Source organism: Stenotrophomonas africana, from assembly GCF_013004645.1.
Lineage (GTDB): Bacteria > Pseudomonadota > Gammaproteobacteria > Xanthomonadales > Xanthomonadaceae > Stenotrophomonas > Stenotrophomonas africana.
The window spans coordinates 166856-192436 of the sequence record NZ_JABEME010000007.1 but is presented as its reverse complement, the minus strand read 5'-3'; the positions used below and the strand labels follow the sequence as shown (position 1 = coordinate 192436).

Below are 25581 nucleotides of genomic sequence, written 5' to 3'. Positions count from 1 at the left end.
TGGCGCCTATTTGATGAAGTTGTATTGCAGGCTCCCCTGCACCCGGACCGTGTCGCCGCGCGCGCCGCCCTGCTGTTCCAGGCGGCCGTACAGCAGCTCCATGCCCATCGTCCACGAGGGCGCCGGGCTCCAGATCAGGTTGAACACGCCGTAGCGGCTCTGCCGGAAAGCCTCGGCCGCCAGTGCGGCATTCCGCTCCAGGGTCAGCTGGCCGAAGATCAGGTTCGAACGCCACAGCTCGGACCAGTAATGCGTGTAGCCGACGAAGCCGCCGTGCAGGTCGAGCGCGTCGAGGCGGCCATCGGCACCGACCACCGCGTCCAGCCCGGAGCCGGTCAGGTCGGCGGTATAGCGGCTGAGGCCGCGCCCGCCGAGCACGCCAAACAGCACCAGGTCGCGCTCGCCCGCCGATGCCGAACCACTGAGCTGCAGGCCGCCGGCCATGCGCCGGTCACGCTCGCCGTCGCCGTCATAGGCCAGGCTGCGTGCCACCGCACCCAGCTGCAGGTGGCCCCAATCGCGCTCCATGCGCGCGGTCACCGTCACATCAGGAAGCCGGTTCACCGCGGCCCGCTCATCGCTGGCACCCGCCAGTTCGGTCTTCGGATCTTCGGCGGCGACGGTCAGGGTGTTGCCCTTGCCCATCGAAAAGCTGTGGTGAATGCCCGCCACCAGCAGGTAACCAGCACCGCCAGGCCCTGCGAAATCCAAAGTGTCGGGCAGGCTGTCCGCATCCATGAAGCTGGAGTAGCCGTAGCCGGCGTAGGTATTGCCCAGCTGGCCATAGGCATGGCGCAGGCGGAATTCGTAGCCGTCACTGCTGCCGAAGAAGTCGTTCTCGAGGTAGAAGCGCAGGTTGCCGTGCGTGGTCGGGCGCCGCGCCTCGAAGCTGAAGCGGGTCTGCTTGGCATGGATGTTGAAGTTGGAAACATCGCGATGGCTGCCACCCACCGGCATCGACGAGGGAATGAACTGATCCTCGTCACCCGCTGCACGCGAATCGGCAATGGCATCCAGCTTGGCGTAGCCGCCGATGCGGATCACCGTGTCGGTACCGGGAATGGCGAAGAAGCCCTTCAGGTCAGGATCGGTCGGACCAGCCGCACTGTCCGGTCGCGATGCGGCGGTGGACGGATCGGCCACCGATTCGCGTTGCGGCAGTACGGGTTGTGCCACGCCCGGCACCTGGGTGGGATGCAGCAGATGGGTAGTGCTGGCGGGCGCGACCACCGATGTGGGCGCCTGCGCAGTGGCGGGCCCAACAGTTCCATCGCGCTGCTCGAGGCGATCCAACCGCTGCTGCATGCCCTCCAGCGCCTGGCGCATGGCCGCAATCTCATGACGCAGCGCCTGTGCGTCCTCCTTGTCGACTGTCTGTGCATACGCCGGCGTGATCGCCAGTGCGGTCAAGCAGGCCAGACTCAGTACCGCCACGCGCATTGCATCCTCCCTGGACGAACACTTGATTCGCGCTGACGGGACGCACGCATGTGCCACCCCGGCTTCGCTCCGCTGTTGCTGGAAATGCGGATACTGCGTCGACGACACCGGCCAGCCTGCGCATGACAGACAACAGGACCGTGACACTGCCCTGCCTGTACCGATGTCGACGCCATCAAGGCCGCGCTGCCAGAGAGGTGGCGACCGCAGCGGTCTGGGTAACAAGCACAGGGTGAGAGTGTCGTGAATGGCTGAGCCGACCGGCCCCGATCAGGGCTTGGCGAGCGCGACATCCATCGCGCGTTGACGCTGTAATCCATGCGTCAAAGGCTAGCTCACCTGTCGTTTTTGGCCTTGATTGGAATCAAGGCGCGAGGCTTGATGTCAGTCACTATTCAGACGTGACGACGAACAGATGATGCGCAGGCCGCACATCGTTCCTGATCACGGAAAGCAACGGGCCCGCATGCTGCCATGCGGGCCCGTGGGTCATTCACGATGAAGGCGCAACTCAGCGCGGGCCCAGCACCGTCTGCAGGTCGGCGCCCTGCGGCAGGCCGGCTCGACGCTGCACCTGGCCCTGTGCGTCCTGGAACAGGATGCCCGGCGTGCCCTGGAAGCCCATCTCGATCATCAGCACCTGATTGGCGTCGAGCTTGCCGGCGATGTCACGACTGATGTTCGGCAGCGCCTTGATGCCACCGCGATCAAAATCGTGCTCGTTCTGCAGCAGCGCCGCGCTCGGGTCACGTGCAGCGAGGATGGCCGCCGCCTTGGCCGGGCTGTCCTCGCGGATGACGCCGACCATGATGTGACGCAGCTGCACCTTGCCGGCATCGACCCACGGCCGTGCGGCTTCCCAGAACTTGTGACAGTACGGGCAGTTGGCATCACTGAAGGTATAGACCACGCGCGGCGCATCGGCCTTGCCGTCACGCACCCAGGCACTGGCCTCCAGCTTGGTCCACATCTTGGCCGACATCGGCGCGGCAACCAGTTTCTCCACGGCTTCGGCCGCGACGTCATTGCCCTCGGCATCAAACAGGCTGCCTACCAGTACGTGCTTGCCATCGGCCGTGACGTAGGCTGCGGCCGGTTGCTGGCCACCCACCACGCCCGCAAAGCCACGCAGGCCACCCGGCGCATCGAACTCGGCAACCACCTCGAAACCGTGCTTCTCGATACCCTTCAGCACGGCAGGACGGTCGCCCTTGGTCGCAGCAGCCGGAGCAGTTGCTGCCGGGGCCGCCTTGCCCGGTGGGGTCTGGGCCTGGCTGCAGGCGGCCAATGCCAGCATGACCGGCAGCAACAGCACCGCCGGAGCGATGCGCATGGAAGTCGACAACATGGGAACTCCGTAGTGAGATGCCCGGGCAGGCTACCGCAGCCGGCGCAGTTTGTGTTCAAGACCGGCCGCAGTCAGTTCGCCCAGGTGCAGTTCACGCAGGCGCCCGTCGGCATCGAAGAAGAGCGTGGAAGGATAGGCCTGCACGCCCAGCACAGTTGAAGCGGCAGCGTCATCGTCCAGCAACACGTTGCCCAGCGCCAGTCGTTCGCTGGCGAGGAAACCCTGGACCTCATCAAGGGTTTCACCCTGATTGAGGAACACGAACTGCACATCGGCATGTGCCTGCTGTGCCGCCGCCAACACGGGCATTTCGCGTCGGCAGGGCCCGCACCATGTGGCCCACAGATTCAGCACCAGCGGCTTGCCCCGGAACTGCTGCAGATCGACCTCGCCGCCTTGAAGGTCCGTTACCTGCAGCACCGGCAATGGCATCTGGCGCTCCTGCCAGGCCGACAGCACCTGGCCGCCACCCGCCCAGAGCAGCACGCCGATCAGAGCGCTGATCAGCACCGGCATACGCAGCGTGGGCCACGGCCGCAAGCGCCATAAACCCCATGCCAGTCCTGCCACCAGCACCACCACCAGGTGATAGCCACCGTCGGCGATCTGCAGAATGCTCCAGGGAGCTTCGCGATAGAGCGCGACGTTCAGCGCGACAAAACTGAGGCGGCCACACAACAGGCCGATCAGCAGCATGTCCAACACCATGCTTGCTGCCGATGGCAGCGGTCTTTCGTCTTCCCTCCGTGGCCACAGACGGGCCACAGCCATCGCCAGCAACATGCAAACGAGGATCAACACCACCGGCATGGGTACCGGTCCAACACTCGACATCAATCCACCTGCTCAATCGTCCACTGCCTGCATGGTCGAAGCGTCGCGCCCAGGTTGCAAGGGCCGCCCGATATCAGGCATCACGCGGCACTTCGCCCCAACTGCACGCCCGACGGTGCCTGCAACCCGCGCAGACTGCCTGCGACCGAGGGCATCAGAGGCCTCTCTCGCCGCTTGCTGCTGACGTGGCGACGATAGTTGGCCGGCGTCATGCCCACGATACGAAGGAACAGGCGCCGGAAAGCGCTCTGATCGGCATAGCCCACGCCCCAGGCAACTTCGTCGATACCTGCCCCCTGTTGCAGCAGGGTCTGGGCCTTGGCAATGCGCAGCCGCTGGCAGTACTCGATCGGGCGCAGACCGGTGGCCCGGAGAAAACGTCGCTGCAGCGTGCGCGGCTCCAACCCGGAAACCTCACAGATGGCCGCCAGGGTGGCGCCTCGTGCCGCAGTGGTATGCAGCCACCGCTGCGCCTTCAGCACATCGCGATCGCCATGGGCGAAATTGGCACTGAAACGCTCCAGATCCTGCTGGATGCCCGCTGGCACGGTGATGCCCAGCTGTTGCGCGACCGCGCTCGCCACCCCTTGCCCGTGCAGCCGGTACAGCAGCCGCAGGCCCAGGAATCGCCAGGCCTGCGAACCGCCGACCGTCAGCAGATCGCCATCGTCAACCAGCGCACGCTCACTGGGTACCCAGCTCATCGACTGCGCCTGCAATCCGGGATGCCGCACCAGATCGGGCCCGCTTACCGTTCGCCCGGCCAGCAGGCCGGCACGCGCCAGCACACTCACCCCATCGCTGGCGGCCGCCAGCAGGCTGCCACCGTCGTAGTGGGCACGCAGCCAGTCCAGCAGGACTTCTTCGGCACGCAGGCAGGTTCCGGGACTGATCTGGCCGGGAACCGCGATCACCGCAGGAATGGCGGCTTCGAGCATTTCCGCACCGGCAATGCGATGCACGCCGGTCTGGCTGGCCGGTACGATCCAGCGCGTAACCAGTACGCGCTTGAACGGTCGGCGCTGCTGCTGGGCGAGGCGATTGGCGACGTGGGCCATTTCCGCCAGCACCGATGCCGCGGACGGGTCGCCTCCCGGGTACTCGACCACCGCGACCTCGACGAATCCTTCGTTCCTGATTCCATCCACTGACCACCTCCTCGGTTCGTTGCAGGCCATTGAATGGCCGGTTCAGGCGAAGGGTAGGAACTGGTCCAACGGCAGGGCTATGAAGAAAGTTGCAAAGTGCGCTGAATGCGCACATCGGCGCAAAGCCTTGACCCTCGACCAGACTCAAGGCTTCACAATGGCCACAGCATCCGCAGGAATCCGCGATGAACATTGGACAACTGGCCCGCCAGGCGGGCGTGCCGATCGACACGGTGCGCTACTACGAGCGGCAGCAGCTGCTGCCGACAGCGGCCCGCTCGGCCGGGGGCTACCGCATCTTCGGTGAGCCGGACCTGCGCCGGCTGCGCTTCATCCGCCGTGCCAAGGCGCTGGGCTTCAGCCTGGAGGAAATCGGCGAACTGCTCGCACTCAGCGATCGCCATCAGCAGGACATGGGCAGCGTGCGCGACACTGCGCAGGCCCGCCTGCAGGACATCGCGCAACGGATGGCCGAGCTGCAGCGCATGCACGCCGCGCTGTCACAGCTGGTCGACGCCTGTCCCGGCCACGGCTCGCTGGACCAGTGCCCGATTCTGGCGGCACTGACCGACGACAATGCATAAGCATGGACGACCGATAACGGCGTTGCGGCGCACGTGAAGAAAAGTGCAACAAATGCTTGCCAACCCCCTGGGGCAAGGCTATTATTTCGCTCCTCAGCGACGTGGGGCCATAGCTCAGCTGGGAGAGCGCCTGCATGGCATGCAGGAGGTCAGCGGTTCGATCCCGCTTGGCTCCACCAATCTTTCGGCATTAGGCCGTCGAAAGGTCGCTAAAGAACATTGATGAGAATTGCGTCCCCATCGTCTAGAGGCCTAGGACATCACCCTTTCACGGTGGCGACCGGGGTTCGAATCCCCGTGGGGACGCCACTCATCACGAACAACGAGGACCCGGCCGATAACCGGGTCTTTTTTGTTCACCGCCTACCGGCATTCAGCTTGTGGCGTTGCGGTTCCCCTGCCCTCGTGGTTGCGGTTGAACCGGAACGAAAAAAGTTCAAAAAAGACTTCCACAAACGTGAACGCGCAGGTATGATAGGCGGCTCGGTAACACGGGGCCATAGCTCAGCTGGGAGAGCGCCTGCATGGCATGCAGGAGGTCAGCGGTTCGATCCCGCTTGGCTCCACCACTTTCGACATTAGGCCGTCGAAGGTTCTACAACTTGAAGTTTTTCGTGCGTCCCCATCGTCTAGAGGCCTAGGACATCACCCTTTCACGGTGGCGACCGGGGTTCGAATCCCCGTGGGGACGCCAGTTTCAAAACGGACTCTGCTCCCGGCAGATCATCCGGAGTTTCATGGGGCCATAGCTCAGCTGGGAGAGCGCCTGCATGGCATGCAGGAGGTCAGCGGTTCGATCCCGCTTGGCTCCACCACTTCGACATTAGGCCGTCGAAGCATCTACAACTTGAAGTTTTCGTGCGTCCCCATCGTCTAGAGGCCTAGGACATCACCCTTTCACGGTGGCGACCGGGGTTCGAATCCCCGTGGGGACGCCAATTATTTGAAACCCCGGCTTCGGCCGGGGTTTTTCTTTGCCTGCGATCTGCCGTCAAACCGTCCTATCCATGCATGGCATGGATCTACCGGGCTCCTGCAGTAGATCCGCGCCATGCATGGATGGCCTCACCTCGGCCACACCTCAGAACCGGCGATACATTCCGATCGATGCCGGCGCGGTGGGCGCGAAACCAAACTGCGCGTACAAACGATGCGCTTCACCATCGGCGAGCAGGCTGACGTATGCCGACGGCGGCAAGTTCGCCTGCATCCAGCCATCCAGGCGGCGCATCACCTCCTTGCCCAGCCCCTGCCCCTGCAGCCGTGGCAGCACGGCGATATCGCAGACCTGCAGGTGGCAACCGCCATCACCCACGATGCGCCCCATCGCCACCAGCTCGCTGCCCTGGTACGCACAGACACCAAACAGCGTGTTGGGCAGTGCGCGCGTTGCCGCCTCCTGGCTCTTGGCGCTGAGGCCCGCCAGTACACGCAGCTGGCAGTAGTCCTCGACCGTGGGCACGCCCTCGCGGAATTGGCAGGCGATGGAATTGTTCATGCAGTATCTCCCTGTAGGTCGGGCTATCCTGCCGCATCCACGTCGCAGCCGCTGCGACCCATGCCGGCAGAACATCCATGTGCTATTCCGCCCTGATCCGCGCCGACTACGCCAAGCTGGTCCGCGAGTTCGGCGCCATCCTGTCGTTGGAAGAATTCGCGGAGCTGTACGCACACGATCCCGGCAAGAAGCGCCCGAAGACGCCCAAGGCCATGGACGACGGCTTTGCCGCTGCGCGCACCGAGCACGGCCGTGACATCGTTGCAAAGATCCAGCAATGGCATGCGCAGGAACGCCACGATCTCGAGGCGGAGCTGTCGCGCCAACGCGAGCGGCGCGATATCGCCAACGCCACCCTGGCGACCCGCCCCACCCAGAAGGCACGCAACGACCTGCGCGTGGCCGGCAATCGCATCGAGCGCGCGCAGTCCCGCCTGGAAGACCTGCACCGGGTACAGCTGCTGCCACGCGACAACCGCATCTTCCCAGGCACCTACGCACCGGTGATGGTCAGCGAGAACGGCAAGCGCGTGATCAAGCCGATGCGCTACCAGTGCCGGCTGCCGGACAAGCCCGCGCGCAACGACGTGCTTTATCCGGGTACCTACAACGCGCGGCGCGACAGCCTGGAAGGCTATTGGCGCGGCGCGTTCGGCCTGCGCCATGGCGTGGTGGTGGTGCAGGCGTTCTACGAACACGTACCCCGCCACGCCATCGCCGGGCGCACGCTCGACGCCGGCGAGAAGGAGGATGACGTGGTGCTGGAGTTCCGCCCCGATCCACAGCGCGACCTGCTGCTGGCCTGCCTGTGGGCGGAATGGGAGGGCCCGGAAGGTCGCCTGCTGTCATTCGCCACGATCACCGACACGCCTCCACACGACGTCGCCGCTGCAGGCCACGACCGCGGCGTCGTGCCGATCCGCAGGGAGCACCTGAACGCCTGGCTCAATCCCGATCCGGATGACCTGGCCCGGCAGTACCGGATCCTCGACGACCGTGAGGACATCCGCTACGTGTACGAGGAAGCAGGCTGAAACGCAGGTCTCAGGCCTTGGCCGGGGAGCGCCCCACGGCACGCACCAGCGCCTGGCACAGATCCGCCGACAGGTACGGCTTGACCAGCAGCACGCCGGTCAGCATCGACGCCGGCAACTGCTCGGCCAGCATCCCGGTCGCCAGTACGAACGGCACACCGCGTGCCGACAACGCGGCAGCCACCGGCTCACTGGTCTCGTTCCGGGCCAAGCGGTAATCGAGCAGAGCCACGTCTGGAGAGCTTTCCTTCAACAGGCGCAGTGCCTCATCCACGCTCGCCGCCAACCCGACCACGGTCGCGCCGGCATGCACCAGCTGCATCTGCAGCAGTGCGGCACTCATCTCGTCGTTCTCGACCACCAGCACCCTCAGGTCCTGCAACACTGTCATCGGCTACCGCTCCTGGAGGCATTCAAGCCGCCGCAGTATAGCCATCACAGAGCCGATGCCGACAGGAAGCGCCCCGATCGGCCTTGCCTCTATGAAAGCCCTGCCGACCTCGGTTACACTCGCACGCTGCCTGCCGGTGTGGCGGAATGGTATACGCAGCTGACTCAAAATCAGCCGGGGGTGACCCCATGAAGGTTCGAGTCCTTTCACCGGCACCACAGCATCAAAGGCCAGGTCCCCGACCTGGCCTTTTGCTTTTCCAGGCACGGAGTGGCCACACTGCCCGGCATGCCTGCCTCACGTCTGCCATCACTTCCAGACACCCTGCCCGCACGCCTGCGCGCCCTGCGGGTGGATGATGCGGCCGCATGGTCCCGCTACCTGTCTCTACCGGGCGTGATCGAACACACCAGCTGGAACGAGGTCCCGGAAGCCGCATTGCGCCAGCTGATCGCCGGTTACCTGCCCACGTCCCCCGACCAGCGCTGGGGACTGGTGGATTCAGGCGACCGGCTGATCGGCACCTTCGGCCTGAACGGCATCGACCTCCTGCATGGCCGCGGCGAGCTCGCCTATGACCTCGACCCCCACTGGCAGGGACAGGGATTGGCCACGCAGGCGGCACGCGCGGTGCTTGAATGGGGTCATTCCGCACGCGCCCTGGTCCGTATCCAGGCGACCGTGCTGGACAGCAACGTCCGCTCGATCGCCGTGCTGGAACGCCTGGGCATGCAGCGCGAAGGGCTCCTGAGCGCCTACCGGCGGGTACGGGGACAGCCCCGTGACTTTTGGATGTACGCCCACCTCAAAGGCATGGCTACGTCATCCCCCTGACACACAATTGCGACTTTCGACAAGGTTCGCATTCGATGCGCATCACACTTTTCTTGCCAGCCGCAGGTACATCTGCCTATCGTGATCCCGCCGTATCTGTGGGCGGGGGAATGCATGACGCTGCGTGCTGCACTGTTTTTTCTGGTCGTGCACGCGCTTGTCATCGCTTTGATCGGCCCCCAGGACCCGGTCGGCTCCTACCTCCTGCTGATCTCCGCGCCGCTGCTGGCCGCATTGGCCTGTCTGCGGCGCGCACGCTGCAGCCAGGCCGCCTGCCAATGGCGGACGCTGGGCGCCGCCGTCGCCCTGTTCGCGCTTGCATTGCTGGCCCTGCTGTACCGGAACGTGGCCGGCCTCTCCCCTGCGCAGATGACCGCCTCATCGTTGATCCTGTACGTGTTCTACCGGATTCCACTCATCTACGTCGCTGCCAGCCCGGGGGGCGGGAACCGCTACATCCGTGCAGTGGACTTCGGGATCATCGCGCTGCTGTGGTTGCTGTACTACATGCATGCGCGGGCAATGGCTCCGTTGAACACCGCCTTGTGGACGCAATGCTTGAACACCATGAGCAACGTGCAGAACAGCCTGGTGTTCTGCTTCGCACTGATCCGCTTCCTGGCTGAGGACAATGCGGATCGCCGGGATTTTTTCCGGACGCTGACGATCTACGCGCTGGGTTACTTCCTGCTGGCCTTCTACATCAACACCTACCAGCCGCAGGCGCCGGACGGCAACTGGCAGGACCTGCTGATCAGCGGACTGTTCGTACTGCTGGCGATCATGGCAGGCAGCAACCGCCGCCGCCCTGCAGCGCCGGTATCGCCCAACCTGCGCCGCATCGTCGACGCCGGTGTGCCACTGATGCTGCCATTGCTGCTGATGATGGTGGCGCTGCTGGTCGCACGCCTGCAGCCGACCCTGGCCACGATCGGATTCATCGGCGCCCTGCTCGGCTATGCGCTGCGCAGCGTGCTGAGCCAGGCCGAGATCCAGCGTCAGCGCGATGAGCTGGAAACGCTGGCCCGGCGCGATCCGCTGACCGGGCTGGGCAACCGGCGCAGCTTCGATGAATCGCTTGGCGCGGCCCACCGCCGCGCCCGCCGCCAGGGCCTGGGCCTGGCCGTGCTGATGATCGACATCGATCACTTCAAGCGGCTCAATGACACCTACGGTCACCCTGAGGGCGACCGCCGCCTGCGCGCCGTTGCCGCGATCCTCGACGGCTGCCTGCAGCGCGGTGATGACCTGCTGGCCCGCTACGGCGGCGAGGAGTTCATCGCCGCCCTGCCCTCATCCGACACCTCGCATGCGCTGGATCTGGGCGAGCGCCTGCGCGCTGCCGTCGAATACGCGGCGTTGCCCGCCCCGGACGGCCACGTGACCATCAGTGTCGGCGTCGCCTGGCAGTCCGCCAGCGACGAGCGCGAGCCGGATGATCTGGTCGACCGCGCCGACCAGGCCCTGTACCGGGCCAAGCACGCCGGCCGCAACTGCGTGCAGCCCGCCCCGGCCAAGGCGGCCGGGGTCGCGACTGCCGGACGCCGCGCCTAGACCGCGTGCAACGCGGCCACCCCATGCGGATGGCCGCCCCCGCCCTGCACACGGAAGCTCGCCACGGTGTGCAGCAGTTGCGCCGACTGTTCCTCCATGCTGCGTGCCGCCGCCGAGGCCTCCTCGACCAGCGCTGCGTTCTGCTGGGTTCCCTGGTCGATCAGATCGACCGCATGGTTCATCTGCTGGATGTCATCACTCTGCTGCTGCGAGGCGGTACTGATCTCGGTCATCAGGTCGCTCACCCGGCGGACGTTGGTCACGATTTCATCCATGGTGCGGCCCGCGCTCTCGACCTGGGCAGTGCCGGCCCCCACATTGGCAACCGACTCGTCGATCAGGTGCTTGATCTCCTTGGCCGCGCTGGCCGAGCGCTGCGACAGCTCGCGGATCTCGGTGGCGACCACGGCGAAGCCACGGCCATGTTCGCCCGCACGTGCCGCTTCCACCGCTGCGTTCAGCGCCAGGATGTTGGTCTGGAAGGCGATGCCATCGATCACCCCGATGATGTCGACGATGCGTCGCGAGGACGCGTTGATCACCGCCATCGTTTCGACCACCTCGTGCACCACGCTGCCGCCACGCGCAGCGACATCGGCCGCGCCACCGGCCAGCTGGCTGGCCTGGCGGGCGTTGGTGGCGGTGCGCTGCACGGTCTCGGCCAGGCCCTTCATCGACACCGCGGTCTCCTCCAGCGAGGCGGCCTGCTGCTCGGTGCGCTGCGAAAGGTCACTGTTGCCCTGCGCGATTTCGGTCGCGCCCACCGCAATGGTGTCGGCAGCGAACTTGATCTGGCCGATGATGGCGGCCATCGCCTCGACCAGCGCGTTCACGCCCTCGCACAGCTCCGCGATCGAGCCCTGCTTGTCCGTCATCGCAATGCGCCGGGTCAGATCGCCCTGCTTGGCAGCGGCCACCACTTCCCGGGTCTGCGCAACGGCGCGCTGCATGGCCTGGTTCTCATGCACCTGCGCGGTGATGTCGGTCGCGTATTTGACGACCTTGAACGGCTTCCCGTTGAGGTCGAGGATGGGGTTGTAGGAGGCCTGGATCCATACCTCGCGCCCGCCCTTGCCCAAGCGACGATATTGGCCGGCATCGTATTCGCCGCGTCCGAGTTTCTCCCAGAAGCGACGATACTCATCACTGCTGCGGTGATCCGGCTCGACAAACAGCGAATGATGCTGCCCGCGCACTTCATCCAGGCTGTAGCCGGTGACCGTGAGGAAGTTCTCGTTGGCCGAGAGAATGCGTCCATCCATGCTGAATTCGATCACCGCCTGCGATTTGGCGATCGCGGCCAGCTGCCCGGCCGAATCGGCCGCCTGCAGTTTCTGCGCAGTGATGTCGGTGGCGAACTTGACCACCTTGTACGGCCGCCCCTGGCGGTCCAGCACCGGGTTGTACGAGGCCTGGATCCAGATCTCGCGCTGCCCCTTGCCGAAGCGGCGGTACTGTCCGGCGTCATGTTCGCCGCGCCCCAAGCGCGCCCAGAAGTCGCGGTATTCGGCGCTGCGCGCCTGTTCGGGGTCGACGAACAGGGAATGATGTTTGCCCTGGATCTCCTCCAGCCGGTAGCCCATCGCCTGCAGGAAATTGTCATTGGCCTGCAAGATGGTGCCGTCGAGCGCGAACTCGATGACCGCCTGCACGCGATGCAGCGCCGCGACCTGGGCTTCAAGTTCGGCGCGGTCGGTTGCCGCCGGCTCGGTGCGGGTGCGCTGCTGCGGCGCAAGGGCGCCCAGCAGCGCGCGCCACGGCGACCAACGGGTATGCAGCTCGGCCGGCGCCTGCGCGCCCGCCGTGAAGCCTGGAATGAGCATTGTCTGATCCTCGGTGTCCGGTAAGCGGTTGCGACCCGTCGGGCGGGATGCCCGGCGGCAACTTCAGTTGCTTGGGACTACAGGTACCGGCAGGCACCCCTCGAGCGGCTGGCAAGAACGTCTGGTGCGGGTGCGATCGGCATGGGGAACGGCGGAACACACAGCGCGGACCGCCCATCCAGGGCAGCCTGGGGTCCTGCAGCGGGGGACTGGAGCGGGATCCAGAGGGGATATCGGCGACGGAATTCGGGGCTTTAGCCGGATTCCGCGACGTCCGTCGCAACTCCAGGCATATGCGCAGGAATGCGATAAACGATCGCCGTGTACTTCACTTGCTGCTCACGCGCAACGGGCACGCCCCCCAGGGATTCGGCCAGACGCCGGCTCGGTGCGTTCTGCTCGGCCACCGGATAGCGGAATGCCGCGCATCGCAGGCGCCCGGAAGCCCACGACCACACCGCCGCACGGCTTCCCGGCAATAGCCCTGCCCATGCATCGCTTCGTCGATCCAGATGCCGAGCTCGGGCTCGGCGTCCATGGTCCGATGCAGGCCGGCCAGACCAAGGAAGGCGCCACCGTCACGTAGGCGAATGACAAAGGTGATGTCCGTGCCCTCGGCGATGGTGGGCAACCACGCCTGCCAGACCGCAGTGAAGGCCTCCTCCGACGGCGGCGGTTCGAAGGCCATGTAGCGTGTCAGCCCCGGCGTGATCGCGGTGAACACCTCATCGGCATCCGCCGCCGTGAAAGGCCGCAGGCACACCCTCGCACTTTCGATCACCCGGTTGCCTGGGGTCATGTCCTGCACCACGTTTCCATTGAATCCAGCGTCGCTCATGAGACGCATGCAACGCAAGCCGAAAGGTCCATGACCAACGGGGGATTCCCCGGGGCAGGGAAACGGCCAGCATGCAGCGACCTGAAGGATGTTCGCGGACACGGAGATCACATGCTTGCACGCTTGGCCAGCTACCTCTTCCTGGGACTGTGCAGTACCAGTGCCCTGGCTGCCGATGCCGCCTATCGGCCGTCCTTCCATCCCGACCAGCTGAAGGGTCCGCCTGCGGGTCGCCCGAACGAGGTGCTGGTGCTGGGCAGCCCGCATCTGTCCAGCCTGCCGAAGACCTTCAGGCCAGCCATGCTGGAGCCCCTGCTGCAGCGTCTGCAGGCCTGGCAGCCAACGGTGATCGCGGTCGAGAACCTGTCCGGCCTGCAGTGCGACTTCATGCGTCGCAATCCAGGCCGCTACGCCGGAAGTGTCGAGGACTACTGCGTCGATCCAGCACCGGCGCAGGCAGCAACCGGGCTGGACGTACCCAGCGCCAATGCCGAGATGGAACGCCTGCTTGCGGACTGGCCGGGCACACCCACCGCCGCCCAGCGGCGTCGGTTGGCCGCGGTTTTCCTCGCTGCGGGCGAGAACGGTTCGGCCGTCGTGCAATGGCTGCGGTTGCCCAACGAAGAGCGCCGTGCCGGTGACAGCCTGACGCCCGAGCTGGTGCGCTACCTCGACACCCGCATGGCCAGGCCGGACGAAGTGGGCATGGTCGCAGGGGTACTGGCCGCACGGCTGGGGCTGGAGCGGCTGTGGTCGGTCGACGACCACACCGCGGATTCGCCCACGCCGGAATCCCGAAGGAAGGCCTACATCGCAGCCATCCGGGCCGCCTGGGACAATCCATTCGTCAAGTCGCGAATGGCCGCTGACGAGCCACTCGAAGCCAACCTCGACAAACCCGAGGGGCTGCTCGCGATGTATCGCGCCTACAACACCTCGGACGCCGCGATGATGGCCTACAACAGCGACTTCGGTGCGACCCTGGTGGAACCATCTCCCGAGGGCTTCGGCCGCAACTATGTGGGCTACTGGGAAACCCGCAACCTGCGCATGGTCGCCAACATGCGGGATGTGCTGGGCCAGCACCCAGGCACCCGCATGCTGACCATCGTCGGCGCCTCGCACAAGGGCTACTACGAGGCTTACCTCAACCTGATGCACGATGTGCAGCTGGTCAGTTCGGATGAAGTATTACGCTGACGCAACATGACATGGGGATGCGGTCATCCTCCACCGCATCACTCCACTGCGTTCCTGCCCGTCCGCCACAACACGATGCTGGCGGCACCGATGCAGGACAGCGTGAACACCAGCAGGGCGGCCGCGCCGCCCTGCAGTACCGGCAGCAGGGCCTGCGCGTGCAGATCGCCGCGCAGCTGTTCCGCACGCAGGCAGGCGGCCAGGGCCAGGCACCAGCCAACCAGAGCCGGGGCGAAGGCACGCACCGTTACCGGATTGCAGACATTCATGGGGTCACCTGTACGAGGGGAAGTGCGCGGAGTATTCGCGCACGCCCTCTCACAGACTGAGATCAGCCGTCGGCCGGGTCGATGTCGTCGCCCGGCAGCTCACTGGCCTCGCCCTGCACCTGCACGTTGTTGCGACCCATTGCCTTGGCCCGGTAGCACTGGGCATCAGCCGCCGCCACAGCCTGGTCCACGCTCATCCCACCCGCCAGTGGCGCGATACCGATGCTGGCGCCCACATGCAGGCGGTCCCGGTCCCACGGAATCGACAGCGATGCCAAGGTGTGCAGCAGTTCACCGCCGATGCGGGCCGCGCGGCGCGGCGTACACCCGGAAAGGATCACCGCGAACTCGTCGCCGCCCAGCCGCGCCACCACGTCCGAATCGCGCACCCCGTGACGCAGCACGCTGGCCACCGCCCACAGCACGGCATCGCCGGCCAGATGGCCCCAGGTGTCATTGATCGGCTTGAACCTGTCCAGATCGATGTACATCAGCGACGCGGCCTGGCCGGTACGTTCAACGCGGGTGATCGCCTGCTGCAGGTGCACCTCGAAGCCACGGCGGTTGCTCAGTTCGGTCAGCGGGTCGATCTCGGCCAGGTGCCGTGCCTCGCGCTGGCGGGCACGCTGCTGGGTATCGTCGCGCAGCACCCAGACCGCGCCGCGAACGTGGCCCTCGTCATCGCGCAACCAGGCGCGGGTGAGGTCCACCGGCACCGTGGCAGTACCCAGGCGCAGCAGCAGGTCGGCATGCAGGTCCACCGCGTTGCTTTCCGGATCCAGCAGTACCGAAACGTCCAGCACCGACCCCGGCGCGTACTCGGTGGTCAACGCCAGCACGTCCTGCACCTTGTGCCCGGCCAGCGACAGCGCACCGTCGCCCGCCAACGTGCGCACCGCGGCGGCATTGGCGTAGTCGATACGGCCATCCAGGCTGACACTGAGCACCAGGTCGGCCACCGCATCAAGCGTGATACGGCTGCGCTGCTCGCTCTCGAACAGGCGCTGCTCGCTGCTGCGCTGGGCGCTGATGTCCTGGATCTGCGACACGAAATGCAGCGGCTCGCCGTGCTCGTTGCGCACCAGCGATACCGACAGCCGCGCCCAGATCACGCGTCCATCGCGATCGAGGTAGCGTTTCTCCAGGTGGTAGTGGCTGCGCCGCCCGGCCAGCAGGTCCTGCACCAGGGCCAGATCGGTCTGCAGGTCATCGGGGTGGGTCAGCCGCTGGAAATCGACCTGCAGCAGCTCTTCGCGGGGGTAGCCCAGGATCCGGCACAGTGCGTCATTGACGTCCAGCCAGCGGCCTTCCAGCGACACCAGCGCCATGCCCAGCGCCGCACTGGTGAACGCGCCGGCGAACTTCTCCGCCGACAGGCGCGCCTCGGCGCGCGCCTGCAGGATCTCGGTAATGTCGATCGCCATGCCGACGTAGCCGATACGCGCTCCGTTGGCGCCTTCCATGCGGCTGATCGACAGGCGCACCTGGCGTGACTGGCCATCCTTGCGCCGCAGCGTCCATTGCCGCGAGTAGGTCTGTCCGTCAGCACGCGCGCTCAGCGCCTCGAACACGCCGGGCAGATTGCCATCAGCATCGGCCAGCGGCTGCAACCAGGCCTGCAGTTCGGCCGGATCATGGAAGGCATCGAGGCGGCGCTGGCCGACGACCTCCGACGCGGTGTAACCGAGCAGGCGCTGTGCGCCGGTATTGAACAGGGTGATGGTGCCGTCGGTATCGGTAGCGATCACCGCAACCTCGTCAGAGGCATCGACCACCGCCTGCAGGCGCTGGCGGGTCTCGGCCGCATCCTGGCGGGCCTGCTGCAGCTCGGTCACATCCGCATGGGCACCGGCCATCCACAGCGGTTTGCCCTGCCCATCCCACTCAAAGACCCGGCCGCGGTCCTGGATCCAGATCCACTGGCCGTTCTTGTGGCGCATGCGCAGCAGGCAGGCGTAGTTGTCGGCGCGCCCTTCAAAATGCTCATCCAGCGCTGCATCGGACACCGCGATGTCATCCGGGTGCACCAGCTTCAGGAAGGTCTTCTGGCAGATCGGTTCCAGTTCTTCCAGGCGGTAGCCGACGATCTCGGCCCAGCGCGCGTTGACCCGCATCTCGCCGGTCTGCACGTTCCATTCCCAGGTGCCCGCAGCAGTGCCATCGATGATCATCGCCAGCCGGCGGCGCTCTTCGGACAGCTCCTGCAGGCGCCGCTCAAGCAGCCCGTTGCTGTTGTTTCCCTGGCCCGCCATCACTCCGGTCCCCTGCCGGCACGGGCAGGCGCCGACCGCAGCGAAACGCTGCAGCCTGCGACGAAGACGGCGGGTCGTGCTGGCGTCATGGCCCTCCCCAGCGACAGCGGGGAGGCCGAACGCCCCCCTCAGGCGCAAGTGTGCGCAATCACGGGGAAAACCGACAAGTCCCCCGCCCCGGATCAACCGTGACGGGGGGCACGATCCTCAGCTGCGCCTGGCCCGTGCGAAGGCCTCGGCGAGGGCGTTGTTGGCCGGCGGCGCAGACTGGGCGGGACGGCTGGTGGCGCCCTGGCCGCGGTTCGGCCCACGGTTCTGGCCGCCCGCGTCACGGCGAGGCCCCTGCCCCTGGCCTCGCTCATCGCGCTGGCCAGGGCGGCTCGTGGCCTGGCCGGGGGTATCGTCCAGGCGCCGGGTCAGGGCGATGCGCTTGCGCGCCACGTCCACCTCCAGCACCTTCACCTTGACGATGTCGCCGGCCTTGACCACGTCGCGCGGGTCCTTCACGAAGGTATCGGACAGCGCCGAGATGTGGATCAGGCCATCCTGGTGCACGCCGATATCGACAAAGGCACCGAAGGCGGCCACGTTGCTCACGACGCCTTCCAGCACCATGCCTTCGCGCAGGTCCTTGATGTCCTCGACGCCCTCGGCAAAGCGCGCGGCCTTGAACTCCGGACGCGGATCGCGGCCCGGCTTTTCCAGTTCCTTCAGGATGTCGCGCACGGTCGGCACGCCGAAGGTGTCGTCGGTGAACTGTTCTGCCTTCAGGCCACGCAGGAAGCTGCCATCACCGATCAGCGCCTTGATCGGGCGCGCGGTGCTGGCCACGATGCGCTCGACCACCGGATAGGCTTCCGGGTGTACCGCCGAGGCGTCCAGCGGCTGGTCACCATCGGCGATACGCAGGAAGCCCGCGCACTGCTCGAAGGTCTTCTCGCCCAGGCGCGCGACCTTGAGCAGGTCCTTGCGACGCTTGAACGGGCCGTTGTCGTCACGATGGCGCACGATGTTCTCGGCCACCGTGGCCGACAGGCCGGACACCCGCGACAGCAGCGCGGCCGAGGCGGTGTTCACGTACACGCCGACCGCGTTCACGCAGTCCTCCACGCGCGCGTCCAGCGCCCGCGCCAGCCGGTACTGATCCACGTCGTGCTGGTACTGGCCGACACCGATCGCCTTGGGATCGATCTTGACCAGTTCGGCCAGCGGGTCCTGCAGGCGGCGCGCGATCGACACCGCGCCACGCAGCGACACGTCCAGACCCGGGAATTCCCTGGCCGCGAACTCGGAGGCCGAGTACACCGAGGCACCGGCCTCGCTGACCACCACCTTCTGCAGCTTCGGGTTGCCAGCGGCCTTGATCGCTTCGCCGGCCAGCTTGTCGGTCTCGCGGCTGGCGGTGCCGTTGCCGATCGCGATCAGCTCGACGTTGTGCTTGGCGCACAGCTGCTTGATCGTCTGCAGCGACTGCTCCCACTGACGGCGGGGTTCGTGGGGGTAGATGGTGTCGGTGGCGACCAGCTTGCCGGTGGCATCCACCACGGCGATCTTGCAACCGGTGCGGATACCCGGGTCCAGCCCGAGCACGGTCTTCGGGCCGGCCGGAGCCGCCAGCAGCAGGTCCTTCAGGTTGTCTCCGAACACCGCGATGGCCTCGGCCTCGGCCTTCTCGCGGGCCTGGTTGAACAGGTCCAGCAACAGATGGGTGTGCAGCTTGGCGCGCCAGGTCAGGCGGCAGGCATCCAGCAGCCAACGGTCGGCGGCACGGCCCTGGTCGGCAATCCCGGCCTTGCGCGCCACGCGTCCTTCGGCGTACTGGTGGCCGGCCTCGGCATCACTGCCCGGGTCCAGTTCCAGGAACAGGATCTCCTCGCGGCGCGCACGGAACAGTGCCAGCAAGCGGTGCGATGGAATCTTCGCCAGCGCCTCGGCATGCTCGAAGTAATCGCGGTACTTGGCGCCTTCGGTTTCCTTGCCCTCGGCCACGCGGGCACGGATCACGCCGGTCTCGCCCAGCCAAGTGCGCAACTCGCCGACCAGAGCGGCATCTTCGCCCCAGCGCTCCATCAGAATCGCGCGGGCACCTTCCAGCGCGGCCTTGGTGTCGGCCACGCCCTTGTCGGTGTCGACGAAGGTAGCCGCGAACGTCTGCGGGTCCTGCGTGGGATCAGCCAACAGGCCATCGGCCAGCGGCTCCAGGCCGGCCTCGCGGGCGATCTGGGCGCGGGTGCGGCGCTTGGGCTTGTACGGCAGGTACAGGTCTTCCAGGCGGCTCTTTGTATCGGCGGCCAGGATGTCGTTGCGCAGTTCGTCGCTGAGCTTGCCCTGCTCGCCGATGCTGGCCAGCACCGCCGCACGACGGTCCTCCAGCTCGCGCAGGTAGGTCAGGCGCACTTCCAGATTGCGCAGCTGGGTGTCGTCCAGGCCACCGGTCACTTCCTTGCGGTAGCGCGCAATGAACGGAACGCTGGCGCCCTCGTCGAGCAGCCCGACGGCGGCGCGTACCTGGGCGGACTGGGCACCGATCTCGTCGGCGATGGTCTGGGCGATCTGCTGGGCGAGCGCGCTCTGTGCGTTCTTGGCGTCGTGCATTGCTTCAGGTCTGTGCCGCGGTTCGGGAAGACCCCATTCTGGCAATCCACGACGGAGCCGGACAAGGCATTGACAGGGGGCGAGGTTCAGCGGCGGGGCCGGATTGGACGCCGGCATCCTGGCAACGAGAGGGCTCGGACTGGCCCTGGGCTGGGATGCCGGCGCGGGCGCGCGATGGTGGGCGCGCCCTGCCGCGTGTTGCGGAGGTCAGCGGTAGTGGCGGGCGGCGCGCTGCATGACGATCTCGTCACGCATGCCTTCCAGGGCCATCAGGCGGACCTTGCCGACACCCTGCAGTTCCATGAACCGCTCCGTGTAGAACTCCGGCCCCAGCGCGGTGTCGGCGCGGGATTTGCTGAAGCCGTAGGGCACCACGCCCTTCTCGCCATCCTTGCTACCACCGACATAAAGAACGATTGCCATGTGATGTATTCCTCCAAATTGCTACTGCGTACTGCACTCGATGAGCGATGCTGCGAGCTCATCGAGGGAGAGCTTACCGCGTCGAACCTGACTGGAACGTCACGAAGGCTAATGACGATCGGTTGCATGCAGATGACTGCGGGATCGCAGCAGAATGCTTACGGATCTTTAACTTTCGGCTAACGAATCGGGGTTTCCAGCCAACGGCGCAGCCCCTCGTGGGTGGTTTGGTTGGTCGCGGAAAGCCGGTTTCCTGTGGGCTGGCCGGGAAGGTGGGTAGGCCGGGGACGCCGTGAACCCATCCATGGGGGCTTGGCCGCGGCATCCATGCCGCGGACACCCCGCCCTACCCACCCTCCCGGCCGCTGACAGATTCCTGGTGGCTGCCTCCACCCACGGAGAAGAAAAAAAGATCAAAAGCAAAAGCGCCTTGCCGGCTGCTTTGTTGCTTCCTGTAGAGAGGGCCATGCTCGGCTGCGAGCAAGCGCAGCGCGCGACCCGCTTCTGCTGTTCTATTTCTTCTCCGTGGCTGGACGCGCCCGGCCCAATCACATGAACCGCATTCCGCGACCAAGCCACGAGGGGCTGCGCCGTTGGCTGGGAACTACGGCCACCAGCCACGCCCGAACCGGGCGAAATGATCGGCCGCGCGCTCGAACGGATTGCGCGCACTCACCCCGCCGCACAGCAGGTACACCGGCAGGTACAGCGGCCCCAGCACCATGTACTGGTACACGTGTGCGCGTTCGTGATCATCCAGCCGGATCAGCGGCTCCACGCCCCATCCGGCCTGGTGCGCATAGGTGCGGCAGGAGATGCCCAGGTCATGGCCGGTGTGCAGGATCACATTGCCCAGCGTGATCGCCCCACCCGGTCCCCACGGCCAGCGGTCGAACACCAGCGCACAGTCACGGCCGCTCCAGCGCACTGTTGCGCCACCCAGCATGCCGGCCAGGCCGCCGATCACGCCGAGCAGGGAATTGGGTGACGTCCACACCGCTCCCAGCACCTGCAGCGCGCGCAGCCAGATCGCCCAGGGCTCCGGGGCAGTCTTCAATCGGCCTCGTTCGGCATCAGCAGCCACAGGATCAGGTAGACCAGGATGCCGGGGAAGGCCGCCGAACCGATCGAGACCAGCACGAACACGATCCGCACCAGCGTGGGGTTCCAGCCGAAGCGGTGGGCGATGCCGCCCATCACGCCGGCAATCATGCGGTCGTTCAATGAACGCGACAGCGTGCGCGGCGTGGTGTTCATGGCGGTTCTCCTGGGCTACGGAAAAAAGCGGTCGAGCATGGTTCGACTCTACACCGCCCCCATGTCTACGGCGTGCGGTGACGCAGCGCCTGCAGCCGCGCACCAAACCAGGCGGCTGCGGTCTGTTCAGGCTGTCCCGGACACTGGATGCGATAGGGTTTGCCACTCATGCTGCTCTGGCTGGCGGCGCGCTCGATGAACTGCTCGGCGCTGTCCACCATGTCCTTCTTCAGCAGGTAGTCGTACTTGCGCTGCAGATGCCCGCGCGCGTCGCTGCCGTCGTACCAGCTGCCATTGCGCTGGAAACGGCACTGGGAGCCGTCCAGGCTGGCGATCAGCTGGGCGATCTCGCGCTTTGCGTCCGCACTGGGCGCGGCCTGGGCAATAGGGGCCGCCAGCAGCAGCGCGGCAAGCAGCATCGAATTCCTTTGCAACATCATCATTCTCCATGCAGTCGAGCATGGCTCGACGCTACAAAAACGAAGCAGGCTTTACGCGTCGCGCGCCTTCAGCCAGCCATCGATCGTGGCCGGCACTTCGCGCTGCGCGCGGCCGGACACGTAGATACCAATATGGCCACCGCGGAAACTGGACTCGGTGTAGTCGTCCGTGCCCAAACGCCCACGCATCGCGCGCGAGGCATCCGGCGGCACAAGATGGTCCTGCTCGGCGTAGATGTTCAGCACCGGCAGGGTCACTTGCGACAGATCCACCGCCTCCTCGCCGATCCGCACCGTGCCGTTCACCAGCCCGTTGCCCTGGTAGAACTGCTTGATGAAGTCGCGGAACGCCTCGCCCGCCAGGTCCGGCGAATCGAAGATCCACTTCTCCATGCGCAGGAAATCCTCCAGCGCCGCCTTGTCATCGAGGATGTCGAGCAGGCCCACGTACTTCTGCACGTTCAGGCGGAACGGCTTGAGCATCAGGTAACTGGCATTCATCAGGTCAGCCGGGATGTTGCCCAGCGTATCCACCAGCAGGTCCACATCCACCTGCCGTGCCCAGTGCGAGAGCATGTTGTCGGCGGTCTGGAAGTCGACCGGGGTGACCATGGTGATCAGCTTGCCCAGCTTCTGCCGGCGCAACGCGGCGTAGCACAGCGCGAACACGCCGCCCTGGCAGATGCCGAGCAGGTCGACCGGGCCACCACTGCGCACGCGCAGCGCATCCACCGCGCCATCGATGTAGCGCAGCAGGTAGTCCTCCAAGGTCTGGAAGCGCTCCGAGCGGTCCGGATAGCCCCAGTCCAGCACGTAGACGTCCTGGCCCAGCGCCAGCAGCTTCTGCACCAGCGAACGGTCGGCCTGAAGGTCGACCATGTACGGTCGGTTGACCAGCGCGTAGACGATCAGCAGCGGCGTGCGCCGGGTCGGTGCCTGTTCGCCGACGAAGCGGTACAGCACCACCTTGCCGTCGCGCCAGACTTCCTCGCGGGCGGTTACGCCATAGTCCACGTCTTCCACCTGCGGCAGCAGCTTCAGGCCTTCCATCAGCTTGCGCTGCATGGCCAGGGTTTCCTGCATCAGGTCATCGGCGTTGAAGCCCAGCGGTCCCTTCATCGGTCAGGCGTCCGAGTGGAAGTGCGAGGTGCAGCCTTCTTCGCAGGCGCCTTTTTCGCAGCCGCCTTCTTTACCGGAGCGGCCTTCTTCGCGGCCTTGCGCGCGACCGGCTTCACCTTCGCCGGCGCCGGCTGTGCCACCGGATCGACGTTGCCCGTACCGGCCATGGCCACCACCTGTGCCTGCAGGCGACGCAGGCTGCGCTCCAACTCGGCGATGCGGCGGTGCGCGGCGTCCATCTCGCTGCGGGTCGGCAAGCCGATACGTTCACTCATCTGTTCCACCTCGCGCTGCAAGCCGGCGCGCAAGCGCATCTGTGCGTTGCCCAGCGCGGCATACACCTGCTGGAACGGTTCGGACATGGCGACCTTGGCGTAGGCCTCCTCGGCCACTTCGATCCACAGGTCGAACATCGCGCGAGCGCTGGTCAACTGGCTGCCGGGCTGTTCGTGCTCGGCCAGACGCTGCTCGAACAGCGCGAAGGCCTCGTCCAGCGCCTGCTTGATCTGATCGACGTAGGCGCGCGAATGCTGCTGGTACTCCTCCTGCGCCCGCAGCAGTGCCTGCCAGCGCGCCTGGTGCTCGCGGCCGGGGCCGAACGCCGGGCTCTGCAGCCACGGGCCAGCCTGCAGCTGGAACTGCTGCAGCCATGCAGCGAACTCGGGCACGGCGGCGCCGGCCTGGGTGCTGCCACGAGCGCCTTGCAGCATCCACTGCAGCATGCCGTCGCCCTGCCCCTGCACCGCCTCGCGCCAGGCCTGGGCCACATCAGCGCTGCTGGCGTCGCGGCCGGCGAAGCGCGCAGCGACCTCCTGCATGGTGCCGTACCAGCTGCCCGCCTGTTCGCGGAAACGGCGCACCGCATCTTCCGGCGCGCCCTGCCCCTGTTCGGGCAGCAGTTGACCCCACCAATCGAACAGCCGCTTCCAGCTGCCGGGGTCGTCGCCAGCCGGCGCACCGGGCGTGGTCGCATGGCGCAGGGCATCGCCCCAGGCGCCGAAATACTGCCGGGCCAGCGTCTCGAAATCGCTGCTGCCGGCATCATGGGCCGAGCTGGTCATCGCAGGCCTCCGCAGCGCTGGCTCATGGCTTGGGGATACGCAGGGTCTTGCTGATCATCAGCGACCCGGACAGGGCGAACAGCAGCACCATCGGATGCAGCTGCCACGGACCGATCTGCCACTGGCCGAACCAGATGTCCCGACCGATGGCGCCGGTGCCGGCAGCGATCGCCAGCACGATCACCAGCACCAGGCTGGTCGGGATCGGGGTGCCTTCGAAATACGTGACCTTGCCCTCGTCGCCGGCCAGTGCCTCGGCGGTGACGTTGTAGCGCGCCAGGCGGCTGACGCCGCAGCAGACGAAGTAGCTCAGCACCAGCCAGTCCCAGCCGCCCTGCATGCCGCAGGCATACGCCAGCGCCGCCGGGGCCACGCCGAAGGAGATCACGTCTGACAGCGAATCCAGCTCGCGGCCCAGGGTGGAACTGGACTTGCGCCAGCGCGCGATGCGCCCGTCGAGGGCGTCGAAGATGAAGGCCAGCGGGATCAGTGCCATGCCGAACAGCAGGTAGCCACGCTCGCCATCCTGCAGGAAGCGCATCGCGGCAAACACCGCACCGGTGCCGCAGAACGCATTGGCCAGGGTGAACCAGTCGGCCAGCTGGAATTCGCGCAGCATCGAGAAGTGACGTTTCATGGAGTCTCACGGGGCATCAAGGCCCACAGGTTACCGCGAGCGCCACCGCCGGCGACAGCGCCGACGGGACTGATTCTTCACCGCTCCCTCACCCACCCTCACCGGCGGTGAATTTTTCGCCACCCATCTTGACAGCCTAGGGGGGTGGCGCCTGTCGCGGCTTATCCACAAAGTTGCCCACGCGTAATCCACACCCCCTGTGGACAACCAGATCTCACCGACTGCGACGGTGGACATTTCCTCATCACCCTGGAGCGGGGTTTCCCTACTTCCCAAGCCACAAGGTCGGCGCTATGGTCACCGGCGGACCCGCCGCCGCCACGTCCGAAACTCTGCAACGGACGATGATGATGCTGGATGCTCCCACCCTGGCCGCACAGCTGCGGCAGCCCCATGGCGAGGCGGCGCTGGCGGTCGCCGACTCGATGAACCGCAGCAACGGCGCACTCAACCTGGCCTCGATCGGGCTGCTGGCCGTTGGCGCTGGCGAACGGATCCTGGAGGTCGGCCCGGGCAATGCGGCCTTCGCGCCGCTGATGCTGCAGGCCGCCGGCAGCCACTATCTGGGCATCGAGCTGTCCACGGCCATGGTCGAGGCCGGCAACCAGCGGCTGACCAGCGCCGGGTTGACCGAGCGTGCGGCGATGCGACATGGCGACGCCCATGCGCTGCCGGTCGCCGATGCCGCGATGGATGCCGCGCTGGCGGTCAACACCCTGTACTTCTGGCCGAACCTGGCCCCGGTGCTGGACGAGCTGGCGCGGGTACTGCGCCGGGGTGGCCGCCTGTGCCTGGCCTTTGGTGATGCCAGCTTCATGCGCAGCCTGCCATTTGCCGCCGACTTCCAGCTACATGAGCTGGACGCGGTGGAGCTTGCCCTGCGTGTGTCCGGCTTCCGCGTGTCGGCCTGGAGGAGCCACCGGGAATCCACGGCCGGCAATGACGGCCAGACCCGCGAAAAGCACTTCCACCTGCTGCTGGCACATCGGCGCTGAAGTGGTA

The 25581-nt window shown here is 66.3% G+C and carries 24 protein-coding genes and 7 tRNA genes; 13 read left to right on the top strand and 18 right to left on the bottom strand.

All coding sequences use genetic code 11. The annotated features are described in order from the left end of the window. Window positions 1-6 precede the first annotated feature (6 nt). The 4 genes from HLA98_RS14040 to HLA98_RS14025 form a co-directional block, all read right to left on the bottom strand. Window positions 7-1440: a DcaP family trimeric outer membrane transporter gene (locus HLA98_RS14040; protein WP_057501439.1), complete on the bottom strand. Its 1434-nt coding sequence runs from the start codon at window positions 1438-1440 to the stop codon at window positions 7-9. A gap of 511 nt (window positions 1441-1951) precedes the next feature. Then, window positions 1952-2788, bottom strand: a complete 837-nt coding sequence (gene dsbG / locus HLA98_RS14035) for a thiol:disulfide interchange protein DsbG (protein ID WP_057501440.1) — start codon at window positions 2786-2788, stop codon at window positions 1952-1954. Window positions 2789-2818: 30 nt separating this feature from the next. Beyond that, window positions 2819-3622, bottom strand: a complete 804-nt coding sequence (locus HLA98_RS14030) for a TlpA disulfide reductase family protein (protein ID WP_057501441.1) — start codon at window positions 3620-3622, stop codon at window positions 2819-2821. An 80-nt stretch (window positions 3623-3702) separates the two neighbouring features. After that, window positions 3703-4770 (bottom strand): GlxA family transcriptional regulator, encoded by a 1068-nt coding sequence (locus HLA98_RS14025; RefSeq protein WP_057501442.1) that lies wholly within the window; start codon window positions 4768-4770, stop codon window positions 3703-3705. Window positions 4771-4955: 185 nt separating this feature from the next. Here HLA98_RS14025 and HLA98_RS14020 point away from each other — a divergent pair, with 185 nt between their 5' ends. The 7 genes from HLA98_RS14020 to HLA98_RS13990 all read left to right on the top strand — a co-directional run bounded on the left by HLA98_RS14020 (window position 4956) and on the right by HLA98_RS13990 (window position 6292). Further along, window positions 4956-5354: a heavy metal-responsive transcriptional regulator gene (locus HLA98_RS14020; protein WP_057501443.1), complete on the top strand. Its 399-nt coding sequence runs from the start codon at window positions 4956-4958 to the stop codon at window positions 5352-5354. Window positions 5355-5457: 103 nt separating this feature from the next. Continuing rightward, window positions 5458-5533: transfer RNA gene (locus HLA98_RS14015), tRNA-Ala, on the top strand. A gap of 54 nt (window positions 5534-5587) precedes the next feature. After that, window positions 5588-5663 (top strand) — tRNA-Glu (locus tag HLA98_RS14010). 184 nt (window positions 5664-5847) lie between these two features. Continuing rightward, window positions 5848-5923, top strand: a tRNA-Ala gene (locus HLA98_RS14005). 49 nt (window positions 5924-5972) lie between these two features. Continuing rightward, window positions 5973-6048 (top strand) — tRNA-Glu (locus HLA98_RS14000). Window positions 6049-6093: 45 nt separating this feature from the next. Further along, window positions 6094-6169: transfer RNA gene (locus tag HLA98_RS13995), tRNA-Ala, on the top strand. A gap of 47 nt (window positions 6170-6216) precedes the next feature. Further along, a tRNA-Glu gene (locus tag HLA98_RS13990) sits at window positions 6217-6292 on the top strand. A gap of 143 nt (window positions 6293-6435) precedes the next feature. On the opposite strand, the gene HLA98_RS13985 is transcribed toward HLA98_RS13990, so the two are convergent. Beyond that, a complete protein-coding gene (locus HLA98_RS13985) occupies window positions 6436-6852 on the bottom strand; it encodes a GNAT family N-acetyltransferase (protein WP_049443549.1) in 417 nt (138 codons plus the stop codon). A gap of 77 nt (window positions 6853-6929) precedes the next feature. Between HLA98_RS13985 and HLA98_RS13980 the strand changes: the two genes are divergently transcribed. Continuing rightward, window positions 6930-7886, top strand: a complete 957-nt coding sequence (locus tag HLA98_RS13980) for an SOS response-associated peptidase family protein (RefSeq protein WP_057501444.1) — start codon at window positions 6930-6932, stop codon at window positions 7884-7886. Between the two features lie 10 nt (window positions 7887-7896). Here HLA98_RS13980 and HLA98_RS13975 read toward each other — a convergent pair whose 3' ends face one another. Then, the gene (locus HLA98_RS13975; RefSeq protein ID WP_057501445.1) at window positions 7897-8277 is read right to left on the bottom strand and encodes a response regulator; all 381 of its coding nucleotides are present in this window, start codon (window positions 8275-8277) and stop codon (window positions 7897-7899) included. A gap of 132 nt (window positions 8278-8409) precedes the next feature. On the opposite strand from HLA98_RS13975, the gene HLA98_RS13970 reads away from it, so the two are divergent. From HLA98_RS13970 to HLA98_RS13960, 3 genes are all read left to right on the top strand, one after another. Next, window positions 8410-8495, top strand: a tRNA-Leu gene (locus HLA98_RS13970). A gap of 52 nt (window positions 8496-8547) precedes the next feature. After that, window positions 8548-9111: a GNAT family N-acetyltransferase gene (locus HLA98_RS13965; protein WP_236495813.1), complete on the top strand. Its 564-nt coding sequence runs from the start codon at window positions 8548-8550 to the stop codon at window positions 9109-9111. A 114-nt stretch (window positions 9112-9225) separates the two neighbouring features. Beyond that, a complete protein-coding gene (locus HLA98_RS13960) occupies window positions 9226-10665 on the top strand; it encodes a GGDEF domain-containing protein (protein WP_057501447.1) in 1440 nt (479 codons plus the stop codon). On the opposite strand, the gene HLA98_RS13955 is transcribed toward HLA98_RS13960, so the two are convergent. Then, window positions 10662-12488, bottom strand: a complete 1827-nt coding sequence (locus HLA98_RS13955) for a methyl-accepting chemotaxis protein (protein ID WP_057501448.1) — start codon at window positions 12486-12488, stop codon at window positions 10662-10664. The two genes, HLA98_RS13960 and HLA98_RS13955, sit on opposite strands and share 4 nt — an antisense overlap. Before the next feature lie 328 nt (window positions 12489-12816). Further along, the gene (locus HLA98_RS13950) at window positions 12817-13326 is read right to left on the bottom strand and encodes a GNAT family N-acetyltransferase (RefSeq protein WP_232015513.1); all 510 of its coding nucleotides are present in this window, start codon (window positions 13324-13326) and stop codon (window positions 12817-12819) included. Between the two features lie 111 nt (window positions 13327-13437). Here HLA98_RS13950 and HLA98_RS13945 point away from each other — a divergent pair, with 111 nt between their 5' ends. Further along, window positions 13438-14526: a DUF5694 domain-containing protein gene (locus HLA98_RS13945; RefSeq protein ID WP_057501449.1), complete on the top strand. Its 1089-nt coding sequence runs from the start codon at window positions 13438-13440 to the stop codon at window positions 14524-14526. Window positions 14527-14564: 38 nt separating this feature from the next. On the opposite strand, the gene HLA98_RS13940 is transcribed toward HLA98_RS13945, so the two are convergent. From HLA98_RS13940 to HLA98_RS13895, 10 genes are all read right to left on the bottom strand, one after another. Next, on the bottom strand, window positions 14565-14795 hold the full coding sequence (locus HLA98_RS13940) for a hypothetical protein (RefSeq protein ID WP_057501450.1): 231 nt from the start codon (window positions 14793-14795) through the stop codon (window positions 14565-14567). A gap of 62 nt (window positions 14796-14857) precedes the next feature. After that, window positions 14858-17047 carry a PAS domain S-box protein gene (locus HLA98_RS13935; protein ID WP_057501451.1) on the bottom strand — a complete coding sequence of 730 codons (2190 nt, stop codon included), beginning with the start codon at window positions 17045-17047 and terminating at the stop codon, window positions 14858-14860. A 207-nt stretch (window positions 17048-17254) separates the two neighbouring features. Next, complete coding sequence (locus HLA98_RS13930; RefSeq protein ID WP_057501452.1) at window positions 17255-19642, bottom strand: Tex family protein; 2388 nt, start codon at window positions 19640-19642, stop codon at window positions 17255-17257. A 207-nt stretch (window positions 19643-19849) separates the two neighbouring features. Continuing rightward, window positions 19850-20065 carry a hypothetical protein gene (locus tag HLA98_RS13925; protein WP_005410085.1) on the bottom strand — a complete coding sequence of 72 codons (216 nt, stop codon included), beginning with the start codon at window positions 20063-20065 and terminating at the stop codon, window positions 19850-19852. 604 nt (window positions 20066-20669) lie between these two features. After that, window positions 20670-21122: a hypothetical protein gene (locus tag HLA98_RS13920; RefSeq protein ID WP_057501862.1), complete on the bottom strand. Its 453-nt coding sequence runs from the start codon at window positions 21120-21122 to the stop codon at window positions 20670-20672. Beyond that, complete coding sequence (locus HLA98_RS13915; protein WP_010484929.1) at window positions 21119-21322, bottom strand: PspC domain-containing protein; 204 nt, start codon at window positions 21320-21322, stop codon at window positions 21119-21121. The genes HLA98_RS13920 and HLA98_RS13915 overlap by 4 nt, the downstream gene beginning before the upstream one ends. Window positions 21323-21387: 65 nt before the next feature. Continuing rightward, entirely contained in the window at window positions 21388-21759 is a 372-nt protein-coding gene (locus HLA98_RS13910; RefSeq protein WP_057501863.1) for a YfeK family protein, read from the bottom strand. A gap of 54 nt (window positions 21760-21813) precedes the next feature. After that, window positions 21814-22881, bottom strand: coding sequence for a class III poly(R)-hydroxyalkanoic acid synthase subunit PhaC (gene phaC, locus HLA98_RS13905; protein ID WP_057501864.1), 1068 nt, complete (start codon window positions 22879-22881; stop codon window positions 21814-21816). Then, entirely contained in the window at window positions 22878-23942 is a 1065-nt protein-coding gene (gene phaE / locus HLA98_RS13900; protein WP_057501865.1) for a class III poly(R)-hydroxyalkanoic acid synthase subunit PhaE, read from the bottom strand. Before phaE ends, phaC begins: the two co-directional genes overlap by 4 nt. 22 nt (window positions 23943-23964) lie before the next feature. Further along, complete coding sequence (locus tag HLA98_RS13895; protein ID WP_049444631.1) at window positions 23965-24579, bottom strand: CDP-alcohol phosphatidyltransferase family protein; 615 nt, start codon at window positions 24577-24579, stop codon at window positions 23965-23967. A gap of 344 nt (window positions 24580-24923) precedes the next feature. Between HLA98_RS13895 and HLA98_RS13890 the strand changes: the two genes are divergently transcribed. Continuing rightward, window positions 24924-25574: a class I SAM-dependent methyltransferase gene (locus HLA98_RS13890; protein WP_057501866.1), complete on the top strand. Its 651-nt coding sequence runs from the start codon at window positions 24924-24926 to the stop codon at window positions 25572-25574. Window positions 25575-25581: the final 7 nt, after the last annotated feature.